The organism is [Leptolyngbya] sp. PCC 7376, from assembly GCF_000316605.1.
In the GTDB taxonomy this organism is placed as follows: Bacteria; Cyanobacteriota; Cyanobacteriia; order Cyanobacteriales; family MRBY01; genus MRBY01.
The window spans coordinates 3,822,723-3,835,837 of sequence record NC_019683.1; the positions used below are offsets into that span (position 1 = coordinate 3,822,723).

Genomic DNA, 13,115 nt, shown 5'->3' on the forward strand with positions numbered 1-13,115 from the left:
AGTGCATCTTGCTCTTATCGCCTCAAATAGTCAAAGGAAAATCTGAAATGCTTGCCATCTGTCTTTACACAAAAACCAAATCACAAATTTTTGGGCCACCATATAGATAGGGGAAGAGCGGACATTTTTTAGTGGCCGTTGGTTTGGAGTGTCGTTATGGTTTCCCCTAGTTCTCACTCGCCGGAGCAGTCCCCGCCCCGCAAAAGCAAAACATTATTAATCCGTCTGTTCCTTTGGATTAAGCGGTTTCTCGATGAGCGGAAATTGCCTTATGTTGCGAACCAGGCTTGCCGAGTGTATTTCAGAAAGGAAAAGTCCAGCCGTCGCAAATGCCAAAGTATTCTACAAACCCGTATTGAACTAGACGGTAAGCAACTCAAGCATTTCTTACAAACGTCTATTGGGCGGCAAATTCTAGCAAAATTATCTCCTTTATTCCATTTCCCAGATCAGCCGAATTCGGCCCATGGTTTACGACAACTATTTGTAGATATGGCAGGGAAACAAGAAGGTATTTCATTACTGCATCTTTTGCGTCTTGTCCCAGAACAGATGCAGATTAATATCGATCAACTAATGGCGACGGCAGCCAAAATTCAGACTTTGGTTAACCATACGAATCAACTCCTTGGAGAAGTAAAGACAATCGCCACCAAAAATATCCATGAGGATCAAGTCAACCGTTTTGCAGAACTCCCAGATCTAAGAGAATCAGGAAAATACGCTGTCTTCATTAATGAATTGGAAGGTGTTGCCAAAACATTGCTTTACCAGCCAGAACCATTACCAGAGAAGACTTTTGTTATTGCTCTCTCCCATGGTTTAGGGGCAATGCCAGAGGATTTAGAAGCCTTTGCTATCCATTTAGCTTCCCATGGCTATCTAGTGGTAACTCCTCAACATCATGGTAGCAACAGTGATCGCCTTAAATTGATGCTACAAGGGGAAGTTGACGAGGTTTTTCCCTTTTCAGAGTTCGGCGATCGCCCCCATAGAATTACAGAAATCTTAGATCAACTAGAACACCTCAATAAAAAGCAATTTGAAGGCAAGCTACATCTTTTGGAAGTTGGGGTGATGGGGCATTCCTTTGGGGCGTATACTGCCTTAACTTTAGCTGGGGCAACTATTCAATTTGACCATTTAGAACTCGCCTGTGGTGAAAATAGCAGTGAGCCTAATATTTCATTACTCTTGCAATGCCAAGCATTAGGATTTCAGCAAGAACTGCAAGACCTAAACGATCCAAGGGTGAGCTGTATTTGTGTCTGGGACTTTGTTGGCAGCGAAATTTTTGGTCAACAAGGATTAACTCCAGTGAATATTCCCGTTATGGCGATCGCTGGAAGTCATGATATTACGACTCCCTTTGCTCTAGAACAAATTCGTCTATTTCGATGGTTGCAAACAGAACAAACATATCTAGTAGTCATGGATGGGAAGCTCCATGTCCAGAATTTACGCAAATGGACTCAGGCAGCAGGCTTAAAAATCACGGTTACTTCGCCCCACAAACCATCAGTTCAACAAACAATTTTCACACAAAATATCCAAGCCCTAAGCTTGGCATTTTTTAATGCCTATCTCCTTGGGCAGACAGATTATACTCAATATCTCTGTGCAAACTATGGCAAATACTTAGGGCGATCGCCTCGCAATCTTTATATGCTCACCAATGAAGACAAAGCGCAGTTTAAGGTTGAGGATTCTTCAATATTTTTGCCTACATAGATTAGTTGCACAATAGTTCAGCTATCATTGTGCGAATCCCAGAAGAAACGAATATTAGATTTATTCATCAGTTTTGCATTCGATCAAAATACTCCAATTCATCTTGAAAACCCGTCCAAAACATTAAAAAAACATAAACGCAAAAAATAAGACTTCATCAATTAGAGATGCTTTATGAAGCTTTTATCCTTGATCCCCAAACTTTTTAAGGAAAAACACTTAGTCAAATTTGCTATCCAATGTCATTTTTAAAGATTGCGTTAAAGTTGCATATTCAATCGTTACATACCACCTTATTTATAATCAGCAAAAGTTATAATGTAAACATGTTCTAGCAAAGCATTGAGAGTTGATGAATTCCAGGAAAAGAATTTCATCTAAAGTCTATGCTGTGTCAGCTTGTTCCTGAAATAAAATTAAGTCTGTCACAAAATTAGCACTTAAATATTTTGATTTCCTGTGAAATCTCACTGCTTTTCTTTATGTTCTTATTGGATTATTTGTTGTTGTTTGGATCACAAAAAGAAGTAGGTATCTGACAACAATCAACTTTGTGGAATAGCGTCCTCTGCTCTTCTCCTATTTTTTAGTGCAAAACTGGCGTTGTTCTATAGGGTTGACAACAATTTTCTATTGCAAAAATCATCTCTACTGATTTAGGGAAACGGCTACGTCGTTTCTAGGATCGATGACTCAATTTTTAAGTGATATCAATCAAGCGAATGTTTTAGGGGCTACGGTTCCAGATGTGCTTGATATGGGCTGCGATCGCCACCCAAATATTTTGGCGTTAAATCGTTATGCTGAGCGGCAATGGCAGACTTGCTCTAATCTCATGTTTCGCCGCAGGGTGGAAGAACTAGCTCTTGGATTTTCTGTGCTGGCTCTAGAAAAAGGCGATCGCCTGGCGATGTTAATGCATAGCGATTTTCCGTTTGCGTTGGTTGACTTTGCGTCACTGCTGGCAGGATTTGTAAATGTGCCAATTGATTTGACCCAGACTATTGAAAATATCTTCTATTGTCTTAATCATTCGGAAGCCAAAGCACTCGTGATTTCGGATCTGAAATTGCTTGATCAGCTTCTTCCTTATTTAGCTCAGGCAGAGTTTTTGCGCTGGATTATTGTGGCAAATACCGATGAAGATTGGGAAGAAAAGCGGGAAAAGCGCTTGCAGTCTGAAGACGCATCCAAATCTATGGCCATTGCGCCGAATGCTTGTTTGCACCTATCCCAGTTTTTGACTGGAGAGAGTTCTCACACCCATCAGCCAACAGTGCAAAGTTGGCCACACCGTTGTATTGGCTTATTGTCTCTAGATGAATTGCAAACTCCAGGCGAAAAATTGTGGTCAGAGGAGGCGATCGCCCCGTTAAAGGATCAGCTACAGCCCAAGGATTTGGCGACGATTATTTATATTGCCAGCGAAGATAGACAACCCAAGGGGGTCATGCTCAGCCATGAAAATATGACGAGCAATGCCTTAACTGCTTTCAGTAGCTATCCCAACCTAAAAACTGGTGACGCTGAAACGGTTTTACTCTTTTTGCCATTGACCCATATTTTTGCGCGGGTCTTTCTATATGGGCATTTGGCCTATGGTCATAGTCTGTATTTCTCTAGTCCGACTCGTCTCATTCGTCATCTGCGGATGATTAATCCCACTATTTTGATTACGGTGCCGCGTCTCCTCGAAAAAATCTATGAGCGTGTCCTTGCAAAAGTAGACTTATTTGAGACAAAGGGTCTAAAAAATCAGCTTAAATCGACGGCTTTAAAACAAGCTGTTCGTCTAGCTCACCGTTATGATGTCTCGGCTCCTCCAAGAGGATTAGCCCAAATGCCTTGGGAGATTTCCCGAAAATGGGTATTTAGTCAGTGGCAAGATGTTTTTGGCACCAAGTTACACGCTCTGATTTGCGGTGGTGCGGCTCTCAAACCGGAATTAGTGAATTTCTTTAATGGATCTGGAATCCCAGTGATCCAAGGCTATGGTCTGACGGAAACCAGTGGCGTAGTTTGTTACAACCGCAAAGATAATCACCGGGCAGATACGGTCGGTCTGCCGATGCCTTTTACTGAGATCAAAATTGCGGGCGATCGCGAAATTCTGATTAAAGCACCGTTTGTGATGCAAGGCTATTACAAAGATCCTGTGGGTACTGCCCAAGTGATGGAAGATGGCTGGTTGCATACCGGTGATATTGGTGGGTTGACTCCGGAAGGCTTCTTACGGATCAAAGGCGTCAAAAAAGCACAGTTCAAACTGGCGACGGGCAAATATGTTTCCCTGAAGCCCTTAGAAAATGCGGTGCAAGCATCTGAACTGGTGCAATGGGCGATCGCCGTGGGCATGAACCAAAAGTTTTGCGGGATGTTGATTTTCCCAGAACGCAATGCCCTAATCGAACTCCTGAATGCCAATCATATTGATTACGATTTGGACGATCCGCAGATTATTGCGCTGTACCAAAACTTGGTGAACCAAGCGAATTGTCATCTGCCCTATTGGTCGAATATTCGTAAATTCACCTTGATGGAACAGGACATTCCAGAGAGTTTTATGAATGCTGATGGCACATTATCGCGGAGCCAAGTTTACCTGCGATTTGCCTCGGATATCAATAAGCTTTATCAGTCGAGTAAATCAAAGGATGATGCAATGGAAAAACCTACAGATTTATTTACACCTCAGGCTTGCCCAACCTTTGCCCAATCGCTGATGCACAGCTAGCTTTACTCGCCAACTAAAACAGGTTTGTTGTCGACTTTTCGGGGATAAAAAGAACTGGTGAATGGGTCATCAGTCCGCGACTAACTTCAACGGATACACCTCGACTTTTTATCCCTTTTCTTCTTTGAAAAAAACTGAATATTTTCCCCTTAGTAATGTCATCGTCACGAGGAAGATTCTATGTCTAAACTGTATAAACCAATTCGCACTGCCGCTGTCCTTGGTGCGGGTGTGATGGGCATTCAAATTGCTGCTCATCTGGCTAATGCGGGTTTAACGGTACATCTCCTAGAATTACCAGCCAAGCAAGGTCGTAAAAATGATTTGGTTGAAGGGGCTTTTAAAAAAGCGCTCAAGCGATCGCCGCCAATGTTTTACAGCAAGAAAATGGCGAAGCGGGTCATCCTCGGGAATTATGACGAACATTGGGATCGGCTGGCGGACGTGGATTGGGTCATTGAAGCGGTCATCGAAAATCTGGATATTAAACGGGATTTGATGGCGCGTCTGGAAAAAACAGTTAAGACTGATGCCATTATTTCGACCAATACGAGTGGGCTATCCATTGAGGCGATCGCCGCGAATTGCAAACCAAAATTTAGGAAACGTTTTCTCGGGACACACTTTTTTAATCCGCCCCGTTATCTCAAATTATTAGAACTCATTCCGACGGCTGAAACTGATCCGCTGATTGTGGAGCACCTGTCGAAATTTGGGCGGATGGTTTTGGGCAAAGGCATTGTGCTGGCGAAGGATACACCGAATTTCATCGCCAACCGTATCGGTGTCTTTGTCTCATTCCTCGCCCTGCAAAGTTTTACCGACGGCGACTACACCATCGAGGAAATTGATACCCTCACTGGCACGCTGATGGGGCGGCCAAAATCGGCGACGTTCCGCACGGCTGATCTGGTGGGGTTGGATACGCTTCTCTATGTTTCAAAAAATCTCTATCCGGCCATTCCCAAGGATGAACGACGCGAGGTTTTCCAAGTGCCAGAGCTGTTCGGGAAGCTAGTGGAAACAGGTAGTCTAGGCGCAAAAGCTGGCCAGGGTTTCTATAAAAAAGTAGACGGCGAAATTCGGTCTCTCAACCCAGAAACCTTTGGGTACGACTCACCCAAACCGATGAAGTTGGGTAACCTCGATAAATTGAAGAAGCTAGAGTTGGGAGATCGCCTCCGCAAACTGTATGACGACAATGGGCGAGCAGGTAAATTCTTCCGGAATTTGATGTTGCAGACATTGGCCTATAGCGCGAATCGAGTGCCAGAAATTGCCGATGAACCGCAGATGATCGACCTCGCGATGAAATGGGGTTTCGGCTGGGAAATGGGGCCATTCCAAATTTGGGATGAGCTGGGCTTTAACCGCATTTTCGGCGATCTAAATAGCCATAATTATTTCATTCCCCACTGGGTGAAACAGATGGCTTCCATGGGTCACAGCCGTTTCTATAGCGAAAATAAAACGGTCTATTCGCCCAATCGGATGACCTACCAAAAACTGGATGGCCATGACGATGAAATTCATTTGGCGGACTATCGCATCGATGAGAAAACCCTCTGGCAAAATTCTGAAATGGCGTTACTCGACCTCGGCGATGGTATTGCGCTGTGTGACCTACGCTCTAAAGCCAATACCTTAAGCGCAAAAGTGATCGAAGGCTTTGGGGACATGCTCGATTATGTGACGAACCACGACGAAATTTTAGGCGTGGTAATCGGTAATGATGCCCGAAATTTCTGTGTGGGTTTGAATCTCGGCGAAGTGGGCAAGATGGTGGAATTAGAAAACCTCAACCCCTTCAGTCGCAACCATGGCGGTGTGCGCAAACTTCTCGAACAGGTGCAAGCTTTTGTGCAGCGCATCCATTATTTCCATAAACCGATTGTGGCGGCTGTCCATGGTCGTGCCCTCGGTGGCGGCTGTGAATTGGCGATCGCCTGCCCCCATATCGTCGCCGATGCGGAAACCTATATTGGTCTCGTGGAAATGGCAGTTGGTCTAATTCCGGCGGGTGGTGGCCTAATGCGTTGGGCGCGGTGGATTGCTAAAACAGCCAATGGTGAAACCCCAGCGGATCTAATGCCATTACTGAAAAAAGTCTTCCAGACCGTTGGTACAGCGACAGTTTCCGGTAGTGCCCACGAAGGCATCGAACTGGGTTTCTTCCCAGCCGACACCAAAATCGTGATGAATGGCGATCGCCTCCTTTATGTCGCCAAACAAGAGGCGTTATGTCTGCATCGATTGGGTTATGTGCCGCCCGCGAAAGATCCGATTCCGGTACTGGGCAAATCGGCGCGAACCGTTCTGGAGCATATGGTCTACACGATGAAGGAAGGGGGCTATGCCTCGGATTATGACCAGATGTTGGCGCACCGCATTGCCTATGTGTTGACGGGTGGTGACTTGACGGAGATGGCCTGGGTGGATGACAAATATCTTCTCAAATTGGAGGGCGAAAACTTTATGCCACTCATCGATGAGCCGAAGACCAAGGAGCGCATTATGCACATGCTCAAGACGAAGAAACCATTGCGGAATTAATTGCGCCACTTGTGGGAGATCCCCCTAAATCCCCCTTTGAAAGGGGGACTTCCCAGACATACAAGTGAATTATTTCCCCCCTTAATAAGGGGGGCTAGGGGGGATCCCTCAGTTAGTTGTAGGAAGCAAAAAAATGAATGCATACATCGTGAGTGTCGTCCGCACCGCCGCCGGAAAAGCCCCTAGGGGTAGCCTCAAAAATGTCCGCGCCGATGACCTCGGAGCCACTGCTGTTAAAGGTGCAATTTCAGTCGTCACTGATCAATTGGCAGCCACCAAAAACGAGACATCAATCATTGATTTAATCGACGATGTGATTATGGGCTGTGCTTCACCGGAAGCTGAACAGGGCTTTAATGTTGGGCGAATGATCGCGCTGCGGGCAGGCTTACCAAATCATGTCGCAGGGGTCACCGTAAATCGGCTTTGTTCGTCGGGATTACAGGCGATCGCCATGGCAGTCCAGGCGATTAATTTCGGGTCGGCGGATGTCATCGTGGCAGGTGGCGCAGAATCCATGAGCCAAATCCCGATGGGTGGTCATAATTGGCTGCCGAATGTCGATTTGTTTGAGGATATGCCAGCCGCCTATTTGCCGATGGGATTAACGGCGGAGAAAGTCGCCACCAAGTTTAAAGTTTCCCGCGAAGACCAAGATGCGTTTGCACTGCGGAGTCACCAGAAAGCTTTGATTGCCCGCGAAAAAGGCTATTTCAAAGATGAGATTGTGCCAATTACCGTCCGCGAAACCCGCTATGTCGATGGCAAATCGGAACTCGTTGAAACCATTTTTGAAGCCGACGAGGGAATCCGCGCCGATACCAGTTTGAGCGCCTTGGCAGATTTAAGACCTGTTTTCCATGCCAAAGGTTCTGTCACTGCCGGAACATCTTCTCAAATGTCCGATGGGGCAGCCGCGACGGTGGTGATGAGCGAAAAAATGGTGCAGGAACTGGGCATTAAACCAATCGCGAAATTACTCGGTTTTACGGCGGTGGGCGTTGACCCGGAAATTATGGGCATTGGCCCGGTCGCAGCAGTGCCGAAAGTTCTCAAACAAGTCGGTTTAACCTTAGAAGATATTGGACTTGTTGAGCTAAACGAAGCCTTTGCCGCCCAATCCCTCGCTGTGATTCGGGAGCTGGGTCTCAACGAAGATCTGGTGAATGTAAATGGTGGGGCGATCGCCCTCGGTCATCCATTGGGTTGTACTGGCGCGAAGTTGACCGCAACATTACTCCACGAAATGCAACGACGCGGCGTGAAATATGGCCTGGTCACCATGTGCGTTGGTGGTGGTATGGGGGCGGCTGGTGTGTTCGAAAACATGATGCTGTAACCCGCCTTTGTAGGGGCGTTTCGCGAAACGCCCTTCCCCGAAATTAATACTGATTTGGATAGGATTTATGAATGGTTTTTATTATCTGCCCCATGTCACCCCATCCCTCGTGGGGACAATGGTTTTAGGGGGATTTCTCCTCGCACTATCAATCTTTCTCTTCCCTGTTTTGCGGCGAAATCTAATCACTCGCTGGATTTTTGCCGGGATTCAAAAACTAAAACTCTTACCGAAAATTTCTAACACCGAAAAAGAGGCCATCGAAGCAGGTAATGCCTGGGTCGAAAAAGAATTTTTCACAGGCAAACCCGACTGGAAATTTATCCTCAATGAAACCTATCCAAAAGTAGACCGCGAAATCCAAGATTTTCTGGATAACCAAGTCGAAACTGCTTGTGAAATGGCGACGGATTGGCAGATTTATCAACACAAAGATTTGCCGCCAGAACTCTGGAAATATCTCAAACACGAAAAATTCTTTGGCATGATGATTCCCAAGGAATATGGTGGTTTGGGATTTTCTAATTTGGCCTACAGCGCCGTGATGATGAAACTAGCATCACGCTCCTTTACCCATGTCGCAACGGTCGGTGTTACCAATTCTCTCGGCCCCGCAAAACTCCTGATTCGCTACGGCACACCAGAACAAAAAGCCCGATATTTACCACGATTAGCTATCGGCGAGGAAATGCCTTGCTTTGCTCTCACCGAACCGAACGCGGGATCTGATGCGGCCAGTTTGGTGTCCAAAGGCGAGGTGTTTAAAGGGGAAGACGGCAAACTTTACCTCAAACTAAATTGGAAAAAACGCTACATCACCCTCGGGGCGATCGCCACATTATTGGGCTTAGCAGTGCGGGTTTATGACCCAGACCATTTGCTGGGCAAAGGCGAAGATGTGGGCATTACCTGTGTGCTGGTGCCGACGGATACCGAGGGTGTGGTGATTAACCAGCGCCATGACCCAATGGGCGTGCCGTTCTACAATTCGCCGACGGAAGGCCATGATGTCATTTTGCCCGTCGAGCAAATTATTGGCGGTGTCGAAAATGCGGGTAAAGGCTGGCGGATGTTAATGCAATCATTGGCCGCTGGTCGTGGAGTTAGTTTCCCTGCAAGTTGTACCGGAGTCGCAAAATTGGTGGCTCGCGTCGCTAGTGCCCACAGCGTCAATCGCAAACAATTTGGGCTATCCATCGGCAAGTTTGAGGGCATCGAAGAACCCCTCACCCGCATCGCTGGTTTCACCTATATGCTCGATGCGTTGCGGCTCTACACCTGTGGCGCAGTCGATAACAACAAACAACCCGCCATTTCTGCGGCGATCGCCAAATATATTAGTACCGAGCTAGGCCGCAAAATTGTGATGGACGGCATGGATATTTTGGGTGGTTCCGGTATTTGTCGTGGCGAACGCAATTTACTCGCCAATGTTTATACCGCGATGCCTATTGCTATTACCGTCGAAGGCGCAAATATTCTGACACGCACCCTAATGATCTTTGGTCAGGGCGCAATTCGTTGTCACCCCTATATTTACGACGAAATCCAAGCCTTAAACGACAAAGATTTAGCGGCTTTTGATCGCACATTGTGGTCACATCTCAGTTCCTTTGCCACCAATAAATTCCGCGCTTTTATGTTGAGTCTTAGCGGCGGCACATTAACCCTCTCCCCAGTCTCCGGCGCAACCGCAAAATACTACCGCAAACTAACTTTTGCCTCCACCGTTTTTGCCTTACTCAGTGACTTTGCTCTTGTGGCCTATGGCGGCAAACTGAAGCGCAAAGAGAAATTAACGGGACGTTTTGCAGATGCCCTCACCTGGATGTATCTCGCCACTTGCACCCTCCGTCGCTATGAAGCCAGTGGTCAACCCAGAGAAGAATTACCGCTTGTCCACTGGAGTTTGCAATATGCTCTCTACCAAGTCCAGATGGCATTTGAAGGCATTTTGAATAATATCGATCTGCCCGTTGTTGGTGGAATGTTGCGCAGTACTTCGTTGCCATGGGTGCGCTGGAATAAACTTAGCGATTTACCGAGTGATCGCCTTGGCCATGATGTCGCCCAACTCTTGCGCAATAACCGATTTATTCGCGAACGTTTAACCGAAGGCATCTATGTGCCCCAAGCCGAAACCGAAGCCCTCGGACGACTCGAAAAAGCTTTTACGCTTGTTCATGCCAGCCAACCAATTCTGAGAAAAATCAAAGGGGCGATCGCCGAAGGACTATTACCGAAAGACAGACCAGAAAAACTCCTTGATCTCGCCCAAATGCGTGATGTTATTACCAAATCTGAATTAGAGTTAGTCCAAAAAGCTGAACTTGCCCGTAATGATGCGATTCAAGTTGACGCATTTGATTTAGAAGAATATGCCCTCAAAGAGAAAGTATCGAAGCTATTGAAGTAGGCTTCAAACCAACGACAAATAAAAAAAGACTGTTAGCTTGAAACTAGCAGTCTTTCTATATCTGAATGGAAACGAAACCTTAAATATCGACAATCCTTACCACTTCTTATAGGGTAAGAACTTACCGCACATAATGACTTTGACGCGATCGCCTTTAGGATCTTCTTCGCGCTCAACATCGATGGAGAAGTCAATCGCACTCATGATGCCATCACCAAACTGCTCATGAACAACCGCCTTCACAGGCATTCCATAAACCTGCATGATTTCGTAGAAACGATAGATGAACGGATCAGTCGGAACAACAGGATCCAAACCACCCTTCACAGGGCACTCAGTCAAAGGCTCAATCAAAGACGCATCAGCACCAATTGCTTCCACCATCTTTGTTGCCTCTTCCAAAGAAGCACTCGCTTGACGATAGAACACAGAGGCAATCCACACCTCATCACAGCCTATCTTTGCTTCTAGATCCGCAAAAGAAATACCAGCAGCTTTTTTCGCAGCCAAAAGCTTTTCCGTTACTTCAGAAATTGCCATCTTTAGAATCCTCTAAAAAACTAAAATTACAACGTAAAAAAATCACAATGCGTCGATTAACGAGTGACCCTTGCCGCTTCAACAGCACGAGTTTCGCGAGATAGATGACGCTCCATCTCAACCTTCAGATCGTGGTAAGCCGGATACTGATCCAACTCCTCACGATTGCGAGGACGAGGGAAAGGAACATCCAAAATCTCATCCACACCAGCAGCAGGGCCACGGGTCATCATGATGATGCGATCGGACAGAAGCAGCGCCTCGTCAATACTGTGGGTAATCATGATCACCGTTTTGCGTTCCCGCTCCCAGATACGTTCGATCTCGTCCTGCAGGAAACCACGGGTCAACGCGTCCAATGCTCCGAACGGCTCATCCATCAACAACATTTGTGGATTAATCGCCAGAGCACGGGCAATACCCACCCGCTGTTTCATACCACCTGAAATTTCATGAGGATGCTTTTTCTCCGCACCAGATAAACCCACTAATTGGATATGCTCCTTAATCGTGCGTTTGATCTGCTTTTTAGGCATATCCGGATAAACCGTTTCCACCGCAAAATAGAGATTTTCCTCTACCGTCATCCAAGGCATCAATGCATAACTTTGAAACACCATGCCCCGGTCTGGCCCTGGCCCAGTAATCGGCATACCATTCAGGCGAATTTCACCAGACGTTACGGGAGAGAGACCCGCAATCATATCGAGCAACGTGGATTTACCACAGCCAGAGGGTCCAATAATCGAAACAAAGGTATTAGGCTCAATATCAAGGCTAATATCCTCGATCGCCACATAATCCTTAGATTTTTTGCCAGTGACCTTATTCAGTAAACTTTGCTTACCATGGAAGACCTTTGTCACATTACGAATCGAAAGTTGAGCCGTATCAGAAAAAGTATCTTCCGGTGTAAGGGGAGTTGCGTGATTCACAGGAGTAACACTCATTATTTTCGACCAAATGCAACAAATTTTTCGACAGCCGCAAAACCACTATCCAGAATTAGACCAACTAAGCCAATGATGAAAATCGCCACCAAAATATTCGGGATATAAAGGTTATTCCATTCATTCCAGATAAAGTAACCAAGACCTGTACCTAGGAGCATTTCTGCTGCCACAATTACCAGCCAAGCGATACCCATACTGATCCTCAGACCCGACAAAATATTGGGTAGAGCTGCAGGGATAATCACTTTAAAGATGGTGCGGAGCCGAGAAGCACCTAAAGTCTTTGAAACATCTAAATACTCTTTATTGACGTTCGCTACACCAAAAGCAGTGTTGATCAGCGTTGGCCAAATACTGGAAATGAAGATGATAAAAACACCAGTCTGTTCAGAGTCTCGCAAGATATAAAGACCAAGAGGCAACCATGCAAGAGGCGAAACAGGTTTAAGAAGCTGGATAAAAGGGTTAAAGGCTTTGCTGGCAATAGGAGAAATACCGATTAAAATCCCTAGCGGTACAGCAACAAAAGAAGCCGCAATATAACCGATCGCCACCCGTCGGAGGCTAATCAATAAATTCCAACCAATACCTAGATCGTTAGGGCCATTATCGAAGAACGGATGGGTTGTCCACCACCATAGTTCCTGGATGGTTTTCGATGCAGTGGGCATGCCCTTGGCGAGAATTCCCGCGCGAGCACCGATTTCCCATCCTCCTAGAAAAATAGCCAGAGAGCCAACAAAGAGTAGAAAGGCTAGAAAATTCTCATTCTGCCAAATTGATTCTTTCGGCCTGGCATAGGCCGATTTTGGTAGTCGTTTACTCGTAACTGCCATAACTAAAAAACTC

The 13,115-nt window shown here is 46.1% G+C and carries 8 protein-coding genes; 5 read left to right on the top strand and 3 right to left on the bottom strand.

Going from position 1 to position 13,115, the window contains the following annotated elements; genetic code table 11:
- Positions 1-156 precede the first annotated feature (156 nt).
- From LEPTO7376_RS17275 to LEPTO7376_RS17295, 5 genes are all read left to right on the top strand, one after another.
- Positions 157-1,731 carry an alpha/beta hydrolase gene (locus tag LEPTO7376_RS17275; protein WP_015135414.1) on the top strand — a complete coding sequence of 525 codons (1,575 nt, stop codon included), beginning with the start codon at positions 157-159 and terminating at the stop codon, positions 1,729-1,731.
- A gap of 688 nt (positions 1,732-2,419) precedes the next feature.
- Positions 2,420-4,465, top strand: a complete 2,046-nt coding sequence (locus LEPTO7376_RS17280) for a long-chain fatty acid--CoA ligase (RefSeq protein ID WP_015135415.1) — start codon at positions 2,420-2,422, stop codon at positions 4,463-4,465.
- A 180-nt stretch (positions 4,466-4,645) separates the two neighbouring features.
- Complete coding sequence (locus LEPTO7376_RS17285; RefSeq protein ID WP_015135416.1) at positions 4,646-7,018, top strand: 3-hydroxyacyl-CoA dehydrogenase/enoyl-CoA hydratase family protein; 2,373 nt, start codon at positions 4,646-4,648, stop codon at positions 7,016-7,018.
- Between the two features lie 133 nt (positions 7,019-7,151).
- On the top strand, positions 7,152-8,357 hold the full coding sequence (locus tag LEPTO7376_RS17290) for an acetyl-CoA C-acyltransferase (RefSeq protein WP_015135417.1): 1,206 nt from the start codon (positions 7,152-7,154) through the stop codon (positions 8,355-8,357).
- Between the two features lie 67 nt (positions 8,358-8,424).
- The gene (locus LEPTO7376_RS17295) at positions 8,425-10,773 is read left to right on the top strand and encodes an acyl-CoA dehydrogenase (RefSeq protein WP_015135418.1); all 2,349 of its coding nucleotides are present in this window, start codon (positions 8,425-8,427) and stop codon (positions 10,771-10,773) included.
- A gap of 96 nt (positions 10,774-10,869) precedes the next feature.
- Here the strand turns inward: LEPTO7376_RS17295 and cynS are convergent, their stop codons facing one another.
- The 3 genes from cynS to ntrB are packed head-to-tail and all read right to left on the bottom strand — an operon-like array spanning position 10,870 to position 13,102.
- Positions 10,870-11,313 (bottom strand): cyanase, encoded by a 444-nt coding sequence (cynS, locus tag LEPTO7376_RS17300; protein ID WP_015135419.1) that lies wholly within the window; start codon positions 11,311-11,313, stop codon positions 10,870-10,872.
- Between the two features lie 56 nt (positions 11,314-11,369).
- Positions 11,370-12,263 carry an ABC transporter ATP-binding protein gene (locus tag LEPTO7376_RS17305; RefSeq protein ID WP_015135420.1) on the bottom strand — a complete coding sequence of 298 codons (894 nt, stop codon included), beginning with the start codon at positions 12,261-12,263 and terminating at the stop codon, positions 11,370-11,372.
- Positions 12,263-13,102, bottom strand: a complete 840-nt coding sequence (gene ntrB / locus LEPTO7376_RS17310; RefSeq protein ID WP_015135421.1) for a nitrate ABC transporter permease — start codon at positions 13,100-13,102, stop codon at positions 12,263-12,265. Before ntrB ends, LEPTO7376_RS17305 begins: the two co-directional genes overlap by 1 nt.
- Between the last annotated feature and the right edge of the window lie 13 nt (positions 13,103-13,115).

Bases quoted from the DNA above. Each gene is read 5' to 3' on its own strand.
- cynS (WP_015135419.1), bottom strand. From the start codon at position 11,313: ATGGCAATTTCTGAAGTAACGGAAAAGCTTTTGGCTGCGAAAAAAGCT.
- LEPTO7376_RS17295 (WP_015135418.1), top strand. From the start codon at position 8,425: ATGAATGGTTTTTATTATCTGCCCCATGTCACCCCATCCCTCGTGGGG.
- ntrB (WP_015135421.1), bottom strand. From the start codon at position 13,102: ATGGCAGTTACGAGTAAACGACTACCAAAATCGGCCTATGCCAGGCCG.
- LEPTO7376_RS17305 (WP_015135420.1), bottom strand. From the start codon at position 12,263: ATGAGTGTTACTCCTGTGAATCACGCAACTCCCCTTACACCGGAAGAT.
- LEPTO7376_RS17285 (WP_015135416.1), top strand. From the start codon at position 4,646: ATGTCTAAACTGTATAAACCAATTCGCACTGCCGCTGTCCTTGGTGCG.
- LEPTO7376_RS17275 (WP_015135414.1), top strand. From the start codon at position 157: ATGGTTTCCCCTAGTTCTCACTCGCCGGAGCAGTCCCCGCCCCGCAAA.
- LEPTO7376_RS17290 (WP_015135417.1), top strand. From the start codon at position 7,152: ATGAATGCATACATCGTGAGTGTCGTCCGCACCGCCGCCGGAAAAGCC.
- LEPTO7376_RS17280 (WP_015135415.1), top strand. From the start codon at position 2,420: ATGACTCAATTTTTAAGTGATATCAATCAAGCGAATGTTTTAGGGGCT.